We start from the raw sequence: 13,919 nt of genomic DNA, 5'->3' as shown, positions 1-13,919 counted from the left end.
GGCCGGGGTGTTCCGGCCCCCACCTCCTGCCTTCGTACGACGGTGGACGAAGGGTCGTGCGGGTGACGTCGGCGACGGCTACTTCGTCGCGCCGATGGTCGCGAGGCTCGGGTGGTAGACGTAGGCGAACGACGTGGTGAGACCACCGAGCCCCTTGCGGACGAAGGAGACCTCGCGGGGGTTCGCCACCGGCATCAGCGGGACCTCCGGGGTGAACGTCGCCTCGGCCTCCGCGAAGGTCTCGGCACGCTCGGGCTCGTCGAAGGTCTGAGCCGCCTTCTCGACCAGCTGCGTGACGGTCGAGTTCTCGTAGCCGAGGAGGTTGAAGCGGCCTTCCGGCACCACGACCCGCCGGGCGTAGAAGAGGTAGTCGGGAACCGCGGACCACCCGGTGTTCATGATCAGGTCGACGCCCTCGCGTGCGGCCGGGTCGGTGAAGTAGGCGACGTTCTCGGCCGGCTGGATCGGCTTGATCGTCAGCGCGATGCCGACCTTCTTCAGCGACTCCTGCAGGAGGGCCGAGGTGAGACGCATCTGCTCGTGGCCGGCGATGATCGCCATGGTCAGCTCGGTCGGCGGGTTGTCCATCGACTCGATGAGCTTCTTGGCCTCGTCGAGGTCCACCTTCTCCGGCTTGTCGAGCTCGTCGAGCGCTGACTGGAGGGTGTCGGCTCCGTCGCCCCAGAGGAGCTTCGGGGTGAAGGTGTACATCGGCTCGGCGGTGCCGTGGTAGATCTGCTCGGCGACGGCGGTGCGGTCGATGAGCAGGTTGACCGCCTGGCGCAGCTTCACGTCGTCCATCGCGCCGGCGTTCGGGTAGATCTGCAGCATCTGGGGCGACGGGCCCTGATAGACGCTGCCGGTCTTGCGGAGCGAGGCGATCGATCCGGGCGGGACGTCGTACGAGCCGTCGAGGCTCCCGGACTCCAGACCCTGGACGAGCGACGACGCCTCGGTGATGAACTTGAGGTTCACCGTCTTGGCGTGCGGGGTGAACTTCTCGTCCCAGTAGTGCGGGTTGGCCGTCAGGGTCATCCCGCTCCCGGACTGCCAGCTCGCGATCGCGTACGGACCGGTGCACATCAGCCCGCCCGACGCGGTGCCGTACGCGCTGCCGGCCTTCTCGACGTACGCCTTCTCGCTGACGAGTCCGGCGGTGATCGACATCGCCTTGACGAAGAGGGAGTCCGGCGCGTTGAAGCTGACCACGACCTTGTCGTCGCCCTGGGCGGTGACGGACTTGACGTTGCCGTACACGCTGCTCGCCCAGGTGGAGGCGAGCTCGGGATCGAGGTTGCGGGCCAGGCTGTAGCGGACGTCCTCGACGGTCATCGGCGTACCGTCGGAGAACTTCACGTCCTGACGGATCGTGAAGGTCAGCGTCAGGTTGTCGTCCGAGTACTCCCACGACTCGGCCAGCGCCGGGCTGATCGTGTAGTCGTCGTTGAGGCGGAGCAGCGGCTCGCAGACGTTCGCCTTGATGAGGTTGGCGCTGCTGTCGCCGCCGGCGGCGGGGTCGACGCTCGGCGGTTCGCCGAACGGCACGCCCCAGTTGAGCTCGTCGATGGCGCCGTCGGCTGCGGGGGCGCTGTTGACGACCTCCGCGTCGCGCTCCGAGGTCGCATCGGAGGACGACGAGCCGTTGCAGGCGGTGAGGCTCGCCGCGAGGACGGCGGCCGCGGCGACGGAGAGCGCACGGGTGCGTGTCCGAGCGAAGAGGTTTCGGGTCATGGATCCTCCAGGAGGCGATCAGGCCGTGGGGGGAGAAGGCCGGTCGACGTTGACCGATGCGCACATGCTGCCCAGTGACCCGGGGCACGTTCGTTGGACGAGATGCACAAAAGTCGGGCGACCTGTGCGGTTCGACCCGGCCCGGTGTCCACGTGTGAGAGTGCGGTCTCATAAGATGCGTCCATGGATCTCCCTGCTGTCTCGCAGCTCTGTGCGGAGATCCCTGATGTCTTGAGGTTGTTGCCCCTTCAGGACGCCCCGGACCAGCCTGTGAGTGCGGTCCACGTAAGTGACCTCGCCGACCCCACGCCGTACCTCAGCGGGGGCGAGCTCCTGCTCACGACGGGGCTTTCCCTCCCTCGGAACGAGGCCGGCATCGAGGAGTACGTCGCGCGCCTCTGCGGCGCCGAGGTCGCCGCCCTGGGACTCGGTCTGGGGCCCAGCCTGGAAGGTGTCCCGCTGGCGCTGCGCGAGGTCTGCGCGCGCGCCCGGCTGGCGCTCCTGGTCGTCCCTCCCGAGGGTGCGTTCCTCGACGTGACCAAGGCGTACTGGAAGCTGCGCACCGAGGCCGAGCGCCGCGACCTCGGTGAAGCGGTGATGGCGCACAGCGAGCTCGTCAAGGCGGCGTTCTCCGGCGATCCCGTGTCGGCCACGCTGCGCTCGCTGGCGTACGCGATGCGGGGATGGGCGGCGATGCTCGGCCCGACCGGCGAGGTGGAGCACGTCCATCCCTCCGGCCGCCTGCAGGACGCCGTCGACGTGGCCGCCGAGCTGCGGTCGTCGTCGCGGCAGGCGTCGACCGCGCCGCTCACCCTCGAGCGCGCCGAGGGCTCGTCGATCGGCTACCCGATCACGCTGGGGCAGCGCGTCGTGGGGCACCTCCTCATCGGGACCGAGAACCGGCTCACCGGGACCCAGCACCGCGTCGGGCTCGCAGCGGCGGCCCTGCTGACCCTCGGCACGCTGCGACGCGACCAGGACCAGGCCCGGAGCCAGGGTCACGCGCAGGCCGTGGCGATGCTCGTCGACATGCGGCTGCCCGACGCGGCGGCACGCCTCGCGTCCCGGCTCGACATCGCGATCGCTCACGAGATGCGCATCGTGGTCGTCGAGAGCACCGCCCCCGTGGCCGTGGACCAGGTCGTGCGCGAGTGGTGTCCCGGAGTGGTCGCCGGGTGGCACGACCCGGACGCGCTGTGGTTCCTGGCTCCGAGCGAGAAGCCCGACGCCGCTCGGCTGGGCACCGCGTTGCGGCAGGTCGACCCGAACGTCGTCTCCCTGGTCTCCGAGGCGGTCCCGCTCGATCGGGTCCACGACGTCCGGGTCGGTCTGCAGCGGCTGCTCGACGGCCTGGCCCGCGGGAGCACGCGCGTCCTCGAGAAGCGGTCCTTGCGGACCTCCGGTCTCGACCACGCCTTGCGTCGCCTCGGGGACTACGGACGGGCGGACCTGACGGGAGCGGTGGCCGCGTACCTGCGCAACTGGGGTCAGTGGGAGCCGGCGTCGCGCGAGCTCGGCGTCCACCGCAACACGCTGCGCCACCGGATCGCTCGTGCGCACTCGGTCCTCGGGCTGGATCTGAACGACCCCGACGTGGCTGCCGAGCTCTGGCTCCTCCTGCGCCGCGACGGCCTCGCCTGACGCGCTGCCCGTGTGCGCCGGGCGCTCCTCGACGCTCGACTCGAGGAGAGTGCGCAGCCGGGGGGTCGCCGCCGATGCGGTCGATCCCGGCCAGCCGGTCGCTCACCATCGTCGCTCTTGTGCTCGAACAGATGATCGAATACGATGTATCCATGTTTGAAGCCGTGCTCGTCGATGCGCTGGGCGACGCTGTCGTCGCGCTCGCTGGGACCTCGCTCGAGCTCGCTACGAACGCGGAGAAGGCCTCGCTCATCCGCGCGGTGCAGACGGCGCAGGACCTCCTCGACGGGGTCAAGGCGGAGGCCATGTCGTCGTTCGCGGCGAGCGGGGGACCGGAGGACGACGGGGCACCCACGGTCAAGGCGTGGGCTCGTCGCGAGCTCAACCTCTCGTCGGCGGAGGCGGGGAGGCTGGTGACGGCCGGCCGGACGATGCGGACGCTCCCACCGCTCCGGGAGGCCTTGAACGCCGGTCGTGTCCGCCTCGACCACGTCCACGAGTTCTCGACCGGGCTCAAGAAGGGCGGCGAGGAGATCATCACGCTCGGCACCGACTACCTCGTCTCCGTCGCCGAGTCGCACGAGCCGCCCGCGCTGCGCGAGGAGATCCGGTCGTGGATCGACGCGATCCACCCCGACAGCCTCGACGAGGCCTACATCCGTGGCATGGACAAGCGTGACCTGCAGGTGAGCAGGGTGGGCGACGGGTTCGTCGTCGACGGGTTCCTCGACGTCACGACCGGTGCCAAGCTCAAGACGGTGCTCGACTCTCTGGGCCGTGCCACCGGCCGTGACGACCGCCGGGCGCCGTCAGAGCGCCGGGTCGCGGGGTTGGAGGCCCTGCTCGACACGGTGCTCGATCACGGGTTGCCGACGCGCAAGGGCATCCGTCCTCAGCTGCAGGTGACCGTCGATCTCGACCGGCTTCAGGGTCGGCCTGGTGCGGAGCCGGCGCGGCTGGAGGGCTGGGGCGTCATCGGCGACCGTCTCCTCGGGTCGATGCTGTGCGACAGCGACGTCACCGGGATCCTGACGGCCGGATTCACCACCGGCGCCCTGCCCCAGGCCGCGGTCCTCAACGTCGGACGCAGCGAGCGGCTCGCCACGCTCCCGCAACGCAAGGCGATCCTCGCCCGGCAGGAGGGGCGCTGCGCCAACCCGGGCTGCAGCAACGTCTCCCTCGAGATCCACCACCTCGACTGGTGGGCGCGTGACCTGGGGTCGACCGACCTCGACACGCTCGTCGGACTGTGCGCCCGCTGCCACCACCTCGTGCACGCGGGACGGCTGCACGCCCGCTCGGCCGGAGACGGCACGACGCTCTTCACCCTCGCCGGCGGCACGCCGCTCCCGGACGAACGCCGCACGGCTCGACATCTCGCGCGACAACGGCTCCGCATCCTGCGCGACCTGCTCGCAGGTCCGGCCAACGGCGCGCGTCCTGCTGCCCGAGCGCCTGCGCCCGCGCCGGCGACCGCACCTGCCCCCGCGGCGGCGACACAGTCCGCGGCCGGCGTCGACGTGGACTGGGACGACGAGGCGCTCGTGGACTGGTCCGTGCTGCTCGAGCTCGAGCGTCAGCAGCTCCAGGTCGTGTGACGTCGAAGGCATCGGTGCCTGGTCGCGGGGTACCCGTCAGGCGAGCGCCGGAGGGAGGCCCTGCCGATGCCGACGAACCTTCCGCTCGCGGACTACGACCAGTTGACGCCGAGCGCGATCACGGTCCGGCTGCGCGCGCTGGGGATCGACGGCGTCATCGCACTCCTCGACCACGAGCAGCACCACGCGGCGCGTCCGACCGTGTGCCAGATCCTCGAGCACCGCATCGACACCCTTGCGCGAGCGCGCCGAGGCTAGGGCTTCCGACGCGTCGCCGTCTCCACGATCTGGTACGCGATCTGGCGCGCCTTGACGTTGCGGTCGTTGCTGAGGGCCACGATGTGACGCCACGCGAGGTCCGCGTCGAGACCGAGCTCAGCCATCACGATGCCCTTCGCCTGGTCGATCACGGCGCGGGACTCCAGCGCACGGTCCATGTTGCGCGACATCCGGTCGAGCTCGTCCATGAGATCCAGCTCGACGAGGACCGCGGAGAGCGTCACCGCGAGGACCTCGACGGCCTCCGGAGCGACGTCGTCGGCGCGATAGACCGTGAGGACGCCCGTCGTCTTGCCCGTCGGGACCAGCGGACACGCGATCACCGACGTGGACCCGCGCCCGGGAAGGTCGCGCAGCGCAGGCCAGCGGGGGTCATGGGCGAGGTCCTCGCTCGTCACGGTGGTCCCTTCGACGAAGGCGGCGACCGTCGGTCCTTCGCACGACATCATCTGCGCGCCGTCGAGGGACTGGGCCTCGCCCGACGTGGACGCGACCGCCTGCGGCTCTGTCGGCGGACCCAGTGCGATGCTCACCTCCGCGGCACCTCCGAGCGCGCGCCTGCAATGGCCCGCCGCCGTCGCCAGGGCGTCGGTCGCAGGTCGTTCTTCGTCGGCGATGGCGGCGATCGCGCCGAGCGCCTGGGTCAGCGCAGGCGAGAAGGCACGTCGGCTCGCCCCTGCGACCAGCAGGATCCACTGGACGCGGTCGGGTTCGGCGCTGGACGCGGTGATCTCGACCCTCACCGGTTGACCGGTGCGAGTGACAAGGGTGGCCGCGCGGTGAACGGGCTCCCGGCCCGCGCTGCAGAGCCCCGTCACTCGCCGCAGCGCCGCCTTGTCGTCGCCGGAGAACAGCACGAAGAGCGGCTGGTCGAGCATGCCGGTCAACGACCGCTGGGCGAGCCCGTCCGCGGCAGCGTTGGCCGAACGGATCAACCCGTGTCCATCGGTCACGATCGCGGGGACGGGCACGATCGCCAGCGTGCGCTCGAGCTGCAGCTCGATCCTGCGCCGACCGGCCGACAGCTCGGTGATGAGGTCGGCTTGCGCGCGAGCCTCGTCACCGGCGACGCGGAGCCTCTCGTAAGCGGACTCGAGTGCTGCGTAGAGCTCGTCAGCGGGGGCGGCATCGCGCTGCGCATCATCGATGCGACGGCGGAGCTGGTCGAGGCCGTCGGTCGACGAGGGCAGCTGGCGCGGGTTCATGGCACTCCTGACAAGGCCAAGTGCACGATTGGGCAGCTGCTTTACCCCGGTGCCCTTCCATCATTGCGCGCTCTTGTCGATCCCGCCAGCCCTCGTTCAGGCGTGATGCCGTCAGACAGGGGGTACCGGACTCCCGACGGAGGGAGCGAACCATGGACGACTCCACAGCGGGGCGCCGCGACACGGCAGGCGCCAACGAGAAGACCCTGCGCACGATCACCACGGTCGTGGCGGCGGTGTTCCTGCTCGTCGGGGTCCTGGGCTTCATCCCGGGCATCACGACGAACTACGACACGATGACCTTCGCCGGTCACGAGAGCGACGCGAAGCTGCTGGGCATCTTCGAGGTGTCGATCCTGCACAACATCGTGCACCTGCTGTTCGGCGTCGTCGGCCTGTGGGCCGCGCGTGCGGCGCGGACAGCGGTCGCCTACCTCGTTGCGGGCGGTCTGATCTACCTGGTGATCTGGGTCTACGGCCTGGTCGTCGACCACGAGGATCCGGCGAACTTCATCCCGGTCAACGACGCGGACAACTGGCTCCACCTGGTGCTCGGGCTCGGCATGGTGCTGCTCGGTCTCGTCGGGGCACGGATGATCGCACCCCGTCGTACGGACACCACCGGGCGTCGGGCCGGTCCCCGGTAAGGGGCCCGCGGGTGACCACCTCGTCCCGCGAGCGGGTCATCCGCGGCCCCGTGGCTTGGCCAGGGCGGCCTGCATCCGGGTCGCGAGAACCTCAGGGGCGTACGCGCTCAGGAGATTGGCCGCCTTGATGAGCCACGAGCCGGTGACCACCTGACCGCGGCCCGCCATCATCGCCGCGAAGGCCTGGTGCGCGACGTCGGACGGGTCCGCCTTGGGACCGCGGGCGACCCAGGCCTCCTCCATGTCAGCACGCGCGAAGAAGGTGGTGTCCGTCGGGCCCGGGAGTACCGACGTGACGGTCACCGCTGTGTCGCGCAGCTCGTGGCGCAGCGCTCGGCCGAACGAGTGGACGAACGCCTTCGACGCCGCGTACGTCGACTGGTATGGCCCGGGTCCTTGGCCGGCCACCGAGGACGTGATCATGATGCGCCCCTCACCGCGTGCGGTCATCTGCGACAGGAGGTGGTGGGCGAGGGTCACGGGGACACGACGTTCACGGCGAGAAGGTGCAGGTGGTCTCCCAGATCCGTCCGGTCGAACCGGCCGTGGACGCCGACCCCTGCGTTCAGCGCGGCGGCGGTGACCGGCCGGCCGTCCGCCGTGGCCGCGACGACCACCTTCTCGTTGCCGGTCGGCGTCGCCAGGTCGGCACGGAGCAGGCGGACCCGTGCCCCGGCTCCGTCCTCCGGCCATGGCCCGTCGGCGTCCTCGTCGGCGACGGCCAGGACGTCGAATCCGCCGCGGACGAACTCGTCCACGAGCGCGCGCCCGATGCCGCTGGACGCGCCGGTCACGATGCCCAGGGGGCGGGGCTGGTCGGTCGGTGTGCTCACAGGGCGCCGGTACCCACCACCAACGCCCCGCACGCGGGGCGACCCGGTGAAGTACCCGCCTTCACGGGCGTCGACACCCCAGGTCCGAGGAGCTTGTCGGGCGTGCGGCGCCCGCCGATGGGTACTCGTGCGTCACGAGGGAGGGTCGGCCTTCGGCGGACGGCGAGGTGAGGACATGGAGCACAGGGACGACGCGCTGTCGGTGGAGGAAGCGGCAGCGACGTACGAGGAGCGGAACCGCCGTCTACGACGGGTGACGGGGTACGTGGTCGCGACCGGCGCGGCGGTGATCGCGGCGGTGGTCGCCCTGGGCGTCGCCGGCCTGGAGCCGATCGACTAGGGCGCGTCGCCGATCGCTGAAGCCGGTCAGACGTCGTAGCGGCGGTAGGTCTCCGCCATCGCCTCGTCCGGGTCGAGCCGCTCGAGGATCGCGTCGGCGATCGTGGCGAGCTGCTCCACCTGCTCCGGTGTGAGGGCGTCGACCACAAGCTCGCGGACGGCGCCGACGTGCGACGGCGCGGTCGCGACGACCTTGTCCCATCCGTCGTCGGTGAGTCGCGCGTTGGTGGCGCGACGGTCCTCGGGGCAGGGGACACGCTCGACCAGCCCGCGCTTCTCCAGACGCTGGACGACGTGCGAGAGCCGGGGGAGGGTGGCGTTGGTCTGCCGGGCGAGGCCGGTCATGCGGAGGGTTCGGTCGGGTGCTTCGGACAGCATCGCGAGCACGTAGTACTCAAAGTGGGTGAGGTCGGCGTCGCGGCGCAGCTGGGTGTCGAGGGCGCCCGGGAGGAGCTCCAGGACGCCGACGAGGCGTACCCAGGCGGCGAGCTGCTGACGGTCCAGCCAGGGGGTGTCCATAGACCCATCCTCTCGCGTAAAGGTTGTCACTTCAACTGATACCCGCTACAGTGAAAGTTGTAGCAACAACCAATCGTTCATCACGCAGCACGGAGGAGATCTCATGGCACACGTCAGCATCATCGGAACCGGCACCATGGGCAGCGCGATCGCGGGGATCGTCACCAAGGGCGGCAACAGCGTCGAGGTCTTCAACCGCTCCGACGCCGACAAGCCCCTGACCGGTGACGTCGTCGTCCTCGCCGTGCCCTACCCGTCCGTCGGCGAGATCATCGCCGAGCGCGGCGACCAGCTCGCGGGCAAGGTCGTCGTGGACATCACCAACCCGCTGAACTTCGAGACGTTCGACTCGTTGGTCGTGCCGGCCGACGGCTCGGCGGCCGCCGAGATCGCGGCGGCGCTCCCGCAGTCGCGCGTGCTGAAGGCGTTCAACACCACCTTCGCCGCCACCCTCGCCTCAGGGTCGGTCGACGGGGCGGTGCCGACCACCGTGCTCGTCGCCGGTGACGACGCCGACGCCAAGACGCTGCTCGTCGGAGTGATCGCTGCCGGCGGCCTCCAGGCGATCGACGCGGGTGCGCTCAGCCGCGCCCGCGAGCTCGAGGCGCTCGGCTTCCTCCAGCTGACGCTCGCGGCTTCGGAGAAGATCGGCTGGACCGGCGGCTTCGCCGTGGTCGCCTGACCTCAGCGCTGTGTCGCGCGCTCGAGCACGACGTCACCGGCGTTGCGGCCGACCTGGACCGTGAACGCGCCGGGCTCGACGGTCCAGGTGCCGCCGTCGACGTCCCAGTGCTCGAACGCGCGCCGCGGCAGCGCCACGTCGGCGGTGGCCGTCTCCCCGGGCTCTGCGACCACCCACGCGTACGACGCGAGCCAGCGCACCGGTCGCTCGACGGCGCTGACCTCCCGGGCGAGGTACACCTGCACGAGCTCGCGCCCGCGGCGGTCGCCGGTGTTGCGGACCGTCACCCGCGCCACGACGTCGTCGGTGCCCTCGATCTCCAGCCCCTCGTACGACCAGGTCGTGTAGCCCAGGCCGTGTCCGAACCAGTACGCCGGCTCGACGTCGTCGCGCAGGAACCGGCGGTAGCCGACGTGCAGCCCCTCCTCGTACGCGACCGTCCCGTCGACGGGGCGCGTCGAGGGCAGCACCGCCGACTCGGTCGCGGGCCACGTCGTCGGGAGTCGCCCGCCTGGTTCGACGACGCCGGTGAGCAGGTCCGCGAGCGCGTGGCCGAACTCCTGGCCCGGGAACCACGACAGCAGCACCGCGGCCACCTCGTCGCGCCACGGCATCACCACGGGTGCGCCGGCGTTGACGACCACGACCGTGCGCGGGTTGGCGGCGGCGACGCGGCGCACCAGCTCGTCCTGGCGGCCCGGCAGGTCCAGGGACTCGCGGTCGAAGCCCTCGCTCTCGACCTCTTCGTTCGTCCCCACCACGACGACGGCGACGTCGCTGACCCGGGCGAGGTCCACCGCGTGCGCGATCGCGGCCTCGTCGCCGGGGTAGGGCAGGTCGGCGTTGAGCTGGAGGGACACGAGCAGATCGGTCCCGGGGACGTGGTCCGTGATCGTGCGGAGCACGGTCAGCTCGACGCCGTCGCCCTCGCCCAGGGCGACGTCGACGCCGCGCTGTGGCGGGCGCATGAGTCCTTCGACCGGGTCGGCGCCCTCGGGCAGCACGAGCAGCTCGTCGAACGCGACCTCGCCGTCGAGGAGCAGCCGGAAGCGGCCGAGCCCGGAGACGCCGACGCGGTACTCGCCGGACTCCGGTGCGGTGAGCACGGTCGTGATCTCGATCGCGCCGAGCGCCTCGGGAGCGACGCCGGGGACGAACGCGTTGTTCCAGTTGTACGCCGTCCCGGTCCGCTCGTCGGTCGCGAGCACGGCGCCGCTGCGGTCGAGGAAGCGGATGCGGACACCGGGTGCGCCGGTGCCGGGCACGCTCAGATGAGCCGGGTCGGCGATGTCGATGCGGTGGTGAGCGCGGACCCCTTCGGCGTACGCGACCGCCTCGGCGCCGAAGGCCTCGCGCAGACCGTCCAACGGTGAGACCTGCCGGTCCGGGAAGACGAACGCGCTGCCGCCGCCCAGGGAGCGGCCCGGATGCGCGTTGGGCCCGACCACGGCGACGCGTCGGATGTCGGGACGGTTCACGGGCAGTACGGCGGCGCCGCGGACGGGTGCGTTGCGCACCATGACGAAGCCGGCCGCGGCCGCGCGGCGTACGAGGGCGTGCGTGTCGTCGGCACTCCTCGGCGGCAGGGTCCGCGGGGTCGCCGGCTCGAGGGCGCCGACCCGGTGCGCGAGCCGCAGCAGGCGCTGGACCTTCTCGTCCACGACGTCCTCCGCGACGTGTCCGTCGCGCACGGCGGTGACCAGGGCGTCTCCCCACGGCCCGGTCGGGCCGGGCATCGCCAGGTCGAGACCGGCCTGCGCGGTGGCCTCGGTGGACCGGGCGGCGTACCAGTCGCTCATGGTGACGCCGTCGAAGCCCCACTCCGCGTGCAGGACGTCGCGCAGCAGCGGTGACTCCGTCATCGTGGTCCCGTTCACACGGTTGTAGGCCGCCATCACGGCCCAGGCGCCGGCCTCGCGCACGATCACCTCGAAGGGGGAGAGGTAGACCTCGCGGAGCGTGCGCTCGTCGATGCGCATGTCGACGGTGAGGCGGTCGGACTCGGAGTCGTTGGCCACGAAGTGCTTGACGGTCGCGGCGACGCCGTCGTCCTGCAGCGCCCGGACGATCGCCGCGCCGGTGCGGGCGGTGAGCACCGGGTCCTCGCTGAAGCACTCGAAGTGGCGCCCTCCGTACGGCGAGCGATGCAGGTTCACGGTCGGCGCGAGGAGGACGTCGACGCCCTTGCGGCGCGCCTCCGCGGCGAGCAGCCGGCCGACCTCCGTCATCAGGGCGTCGTCCCAGCTGGCCGCGAGCGCGGTGGGGGACGGGAGGTTCGCCGACGTGTCGCGCTCGTCCCAGAGCTCGCCGCGGACCCCGGCGGGACCGTCGGAGGTGACGACGCGACGCAGCCCGACCGCGGGCTCCGGGTTCAGCGCCCAGAAGTCGGCGCCGGTGAGCAGCCGCACCTTCTGCTCCAGCGTGAGCCGCCCGACGAGGTCGGCGAGGTCGGGTGCGGGTGCTGGCGGCGCAGCGGCCGGGGCGTGGTCGGGCACGAGGACTCCTGAGGTGTGAAGGGTGCGGCGGCGTTGGCGCTAGGCCTTGACGCCGCCTTCGGCGAGACCGCTGCGCCAGAACCGCTGCAGCGCGAGGAACGCGATGACCAGCGGCACGATCGACAGCAGCGACCCGACGATGACGAAGAGCCGGAGCTCGGGGAGCTGGTTGACCTGGCTGTTCCACGTGTTCAGGCCGAGCGTGAGCGGATAGAGCTTGGTGTTCTGCAGCATCACCAGGGGGAGGAAGAAGTTGTTCCAGATGGCGACGAACTGGAACAGGAAGATCGTGACCAGCGCGGGCCCCATCAGACGGATCGACACCGTGAAGAACGTCCGGAACTCCGACGCGCCGTCGATGCGGGCCGCCTCGAGGAGCTCGTCGGGTACGGCGGAGGCCGCGAAGATCCGCGCCAGGTAGACGCCGAACGGCGAGACGAGGCTGGGGAGCAGGATCGCCCACATCGTGTCGGCCTGGTCGACCTCGCTGAACAGCAGGAACAGCGGCAGCGCGAGCGCGGTTGCGGGGACGAGGACCCCGCCGAGGATCACGTTGAAGGTCGCGTTGCGGCCGGGGAAGACGTACTTCGCGAGGGCGTAACCGGCCATCGCCGCGAAGAGCGTGCCGAGCAGTGCACCCACACCCGAGTAGACCAGGCTGTTGAACGCCCAGCGCACGAAGATGCCGTCGTCGTAGGTGACGACGCCCTTGATGTTCTCGAAGAGCAGGAACGGGTCGGAGAACCACAGTCCCTTGCCGCTGCTGAGCGCGGCCTGGTCCTTGCTGGAGGCGACCAGCAGCCACCAGAGCGGGACCAGGAAGTAGGACGCGCAGATGACCATGAAGAGGGTCGCGGTCGCGACCGGGAGCGGCTTGGTCCGCTGGGCACCGGCGCCGGCGGCGGCGCGGCGTACCGGTGCGCCGGTGGCGGTGCGGCGGCGGGTCGCGCGGCTCATCCGAGGGCCCGCTTCTGGGTGATCTTGAGGAACGTGAACGACAGCGTGCAGGTGATGAGGGCGAGTACGACCGACATCGCGGCGGCGAGGTGGTAGTCGGGGATGCTGGAGGTCGCGTCGACCATGAGGTTGGGGGTGTAGTCGCGACCCACCGCGCTGGAGATCGCCCGGAAGACGCGCGGCTCGTTGAACAGCTGCAGCGTCCCGATGATCGAGAAGACCCCGGTCAGCACCAGGGCCGGCGCGACCGACGGGATCTTGACCGACCACGCGATCCGCATCTGGCCGGCGCCGTCGAGGGTGGCGGCCTCGATCGTGTCCTTCGGGATCGCCTGGAGCGCCGCGTAGATGATCAGCATGTTGTAGCCGATGTAGACCCAGTTGACGACGTTGACCATCGAGAACATCACCAGGCCGGGCCCCAGCAGGTCGACGTTGTTCGCGACCTGGGGGAACGGCGAGATCTCGGGGGAGTAGAGGAAGCCCCACATGATCGCCGCGATCACGCCCGGCACCGCGTACGGCGCGAAGAACGCGAGCCGGAAGAAGCTCTTGACCTTGACCAGCGGGGAGTCCAGGAGCAGGGCGAACAGCAGCGCGAGCCCGAGCTGCAGCGGGATCGAGGCCACGAAGAAGACCAGGACGCGACCGATGCTGGCCCAGAAGTCGGGGTTGTCCAGCACCCGGCCGTACTGCTCGAGTCCGCCGAACACCTCACGGGCCTTGCCGAAGGTGCCCTCGCGCTCGACCTTGAAGAACGACTGCCAGACCGCGTACGCGATCGGGGCCAGGTAGAAGAGCACGAAGAGCACGAGGAACGGGGCGAGGAACCCCACGATCGCGCCCTTGTGCCGGATGCGCTGCCTCGGAGGCTGCGGTGGCGGTGCTTCCGCCACCTGGGCCGGCACGGTCGTCGCCATGCGCTGCTCCTTCACGTGGGACGGGGTGGGGTGCGGCCGGCCGTAGGGATGGCCGGCCGCACCCGTCAGCGGA

14 protein-coding genes are annotated in these 13,919 nt (G+C 70.8%); 6 read left to right on the top strand and 8 right to left on the bottom strand.

The genetic code is table 11. The annotated features are described in order from the left end of the window. Window positions 1-78 precede the first annotated feature (78 nt). Complete coding sequence (locus ACQSSQ_RS21330; protein WP_431329152.1) at window positions 79-1,731, bottom strand: ABC transporter substrate-binding protein; 1,653 nt, start codon at window positions 1,729-1,731, stop codon at window positions 79-81. Between the two features lie 183 nt (window positions 1,732-1,914). Here ACQSSQ_RS21330 and ACQSSQ_RS21325 point away from each other — a divergent pair, with 183 nt between their 5' ends. From ACQSSQ_RS21325 to ACQSSQ_RS21315, 3 genes are all read left to right on the top strand, one after another. After that, a complete protein-coding gene (locus ACQSSQ_RS21325; RefSeq protein WP_431329151.1) occupies window positions 1,915-3,372 on the top strand; it encodes a PucR family transcriptional regulator in 1,458 nt (485 codons plus the stop codon). Window positions 3,373-3,524: 152 nt separating this feature from the next. Further along, window positions 3,525-4,970, top strand: coding sequence for an HNH endonuclease signature motif containing protein (locus ACQSSQ_RS21320; protein ID WP_431329150.1), 1,446 nt, complete (start codon window positions 3,525-3,527; stop codon window positions 4,968-4,970). A 66-nt stretch (window positions 4,971-5,036) separates the two neighbouring features. Continuing rightward, complete coding sequence (locus ACQSSQ_RS21315) at window positions 5,037-5,228, top strand: DUF8129 domain-containing protein (RefSeq protein ID WP_431329149.1); 192 nt, start codon at window positions 5,037-5,039, stop codon at window positions 5,226-5,228. Here the strand turns inward: ACQSSQ_RS21315 and ACQSSQ_RS21310 are convergent. Next, window positions 5,225-6,454 carry a GAF and ANTAR domain-containing protein gene (locus tag ACQSSQ_RS21310; RefSeq protein WP_431329148.1) on the bottom strand — a complete coding sequence of 410 codons (1,230 nt, stop codon included), beginning with the start codon at window positions 6,452-6,454 and terminating at the stop codon, window positions 5,225-5,227. The two genes, ACQSSQ_RS21315 and ACQSSQ_RS21310, sit on opposite strands and share 4 nt — an antisense overlap. A gap of 152 nt (window positions 6,455-6,606) precedes the next feature. On the opposite strand from ACQSSQ_RS21310, the gene ACQSSQ_RS21305 reads away from it, so the two are divergent. Beyond that, complete coding sequence (locus ACQSSQ_RS21305) at window positions 6,607-7,101, top strand: DUF4383 domain-containing protein (protein WP_431329147.1); 495 nt, start codon at window positions 6,607-6,609, stop codon at window positions 7,099-7,101. Window positions 7,102-7,137: 36 nt separating this feature from the next. Here ACQSSQ_RS21305 and ACQSSQ_RS21300 read toward each other — a convergent pair whose 3' ends face one another. Together ACQSSQ_RS21300 and ACQSSQ_RS21295 are read right to left on the bottom strand one after the other, a co-directional pair. After that, window positions 7,138-7,524 carry an SDR family NAD(P)-dependent oxidoreductase gene (locus ACQSSQ_RS21300; RefSeq protein ID WP_431329146.1) on the bottom strand — a complete coding sequence of 129 codons (387 nt, stop codon included), beginning with the start codon at window positions 7,522-7,524 and terminating at the stop codon, window positions 7,138-7,140. 53 nt (window positions 7,525-7,577) lie between these two features. Beyond that, complete coding sequence (locus ACQSSQ_RS21295; protein ID WP_431329145.1) at window positions 7,578-7,934, bottom strand: SDR family NAD(P)-dependent oxidoreductase; 357 nt, start codon at window positions 7,932-7,934, stop codon at window positions 7,578-7,580. A 175-nt stretch (window positions 7,935-8,109) separates the two neighbouring features. Here ACQSSQ_RS21295 and ACQSSQ_RS21290 point away from each other — a divergent pair, with 175 nt between their 5' ends. After that, window positions 8,110-8,274 carry a hypothetical protein gene (locus tag ACQSSQ_RS21290; RefSeq protein WP_431329144.1) on the top strand — a complete coding sequence of 55 codons (165 nt, stop codon included), beginning with the start codon at window positions 8,110-8,112 and terminating at the stop codon, window positions 8,272-8,274. A gap of 26 nt (window positions 8,275-8,300) precedes the next feature. On the opposite strand, the gene ACQSSQ_RS21285 is transcribed toward ACQSSQ_RS21290, so the two are convergent. Beyond that, window positions 8,301-8,792 carry a MarR family winged helix-turn-helix transcriptional regulator gene (locus tag ACQSSQ_RS21285; RefSeq protein ID WP_431329143.1) on the bottom strand — a complete coding sequence of 164 codons (492 nt, stop codon included), beginning with the start codon at window positions 8,790-8,792 and terminating at the stop codon, window positions 8,301-8,303. A 103-nt stretch (window positions 8,793-8,895) separates the two neighbouring features. Between ACQSSQ_RS21285 and ACQSSQ_RS21280 the strand changes: the two genes are divergently transcribed. Then, window positions 8,896-9,474 carry an NADPH-dependent F420 reductase gene (locus tag ACQSSQ_RS21280; protein ID WP_431329142.1) on the top strand — a complete coding sequence of 193 codons (579 nt, stop codon included), beginning with the start codon at window positions 8,896-8,898 and terminating at the stop codon, window positions 9,472-9,474. A gap of 2 nt (window positions 9,475-9,476) precedes the next feature. Here ACQSSQ_RS21280 and ACQSSQ_RS21275 read toward each other — a convergent pair whose 3' ends face one another. Genes ACQSSQ_RS21275 through ACQSSQ_RS21265 form a run of 3 tightly spaced genes read right to left on the bottom strand, consistent with a single transcriptional unit; the run spans window position 9,477 to window position 13,846 of the window. Then, window positions 9,477-11,969: a glycoside hydrolase family 3 protein gene (locus ACQSSQ_RS21275; RefSeq protein WP_431329141.1), complete on the bottom strand. Its 2,493-nt coding sequence runs from the start codon at window positions 11,967-11,969 to the stop codon at window positions 9,477-9,479. A gap of 39 nt (window positions 11,970-12,008) precedes the next feature. Further along, a complete protein-coding gene (locus tag ACQSSQ_RS21270) occupies window positions 12,009-12,926 on the bottom strand; it encodes a carbohydrate ABC transporter permease (RefSeq protein WP_431329140.1) in 918 nt (305 codons plus the stop codon). After that, entirely contained in the window at window positions 12,923-13,846 is a 924-nt protein-coding gene (locus ACQSSQ_RS21265) for a carbohydrate ABC transporter permease (RefSeq protein ID WP_431329139.1), read from the bottom strand. The genes ACQSSQ_RS21270 and ACQSSQ_RS21265 overlap by 4 nt, the downstream gene beginning before the upstream one ends. Window positions 13,847-13,919: the final 73 nt, after the last annotated feature.

The organism is Mumia spirodelae (assembly GCF_050632745.1).
In the GTDB taxonomy this organism is placed as follows: Bacteria; Actinomycetota; Actinomycetes; order Propionibacteriales; family Nocardioidaceae; genus Mumia.
Note: the sequence above shows the minus strand (reverse complement) of the source record. Positions and strands in the feature narration are given on the sequence as shown.

Bases quoted from the DNA above. Each gene is read 5' to 3' on its own strand.
- ACQSSQ_RS21330 (WP_431329152.1), bottom strand. From the start codon at position 1,731: ATGACCCGAAACCTCTTCGCTCGGACACGCACCCGTGCGCTCTCCGTC.
- ACQSSQ_RS21325 (WP_431329151.1), top strand. From the start codon at position 1,915: ATGGATCTCCCTGCTGTCTCGCAGCTCTGTGCGGAGATCCCTGATGTC.
- ACQSSQ_RS21320 (WP_431329150.1), top strand. From the start codon at position 3,525: ATGTTTGAAGCCGTGCTCGTCGATGCGCTGGGCGACGCTGTCGTCGCG.
- ACQSSQ_RS21315 (WP_431329149.1), top strand. From the start codon at position 5,037: ATGCCGACGAACCTTCCGCTCGCGGACTACGACCAGTTGACGCCGAGC.
- ACQSSQ_RS21310 (WP_431329148.1), bottom strand. From the start codon at position 6,454: ATGAACCCGCGCCAGCTGCCCTCGTCGACCGACGGCCTCGACCAGCTC.
- ACQSSQ_RS21305 (WP_431329147.1), top strand. From the start codon at position 6,607: ATGGACGACTCCACAGCGGGGCGCCGCGACACGGCAGGCGCCAACGAG.
- ACQSSQ_RS21300 (WP_431329146.1), bottom strand. From the start codon at position 7,524: ATGATCACGTCCTCGGTGGCCGGCCAAGGACCCGGGCCATACCAGTCG.
- ACQSSQ_RS21290 (WP_431329144.1), top strand. From the start codon at position 8,110: ATGGAGCACAGGGACGACGCGCTGTCGGTGGAGGAAGCGGCAGCGACG.
- ACQSSQ_RS21285 (WP_431329143.1), bottom strand. From the start codon at position 8,792: ATGGACACCCCCTGGCTGGACCGTCAGCAGCTCGCCGCCTGGGTACGC.
- ACQSSQ_RS21280 (WP_431329142.1), top strand. From the start codon at position 8,896: ATGGCACACGTCAGCATCATCGGAACCGGCACCATGGGCAGCGCGATC.
- ACQSSQ_RS21270 (WP_431329140.1), bottom strand. From the start codon at position 12,926: ATGAGCCGCGCGACCCGCCGCCGCACCGCCACCGGCGCACCGGTACGC.
- ACQSSQ_RS21265 (WP_431329139.1), bottom strand. From the start codon at position 13,846: ATGGCGACGACCGTGCCGGCCCAGGTGGCGGAAGCACCGCCACCGCAG.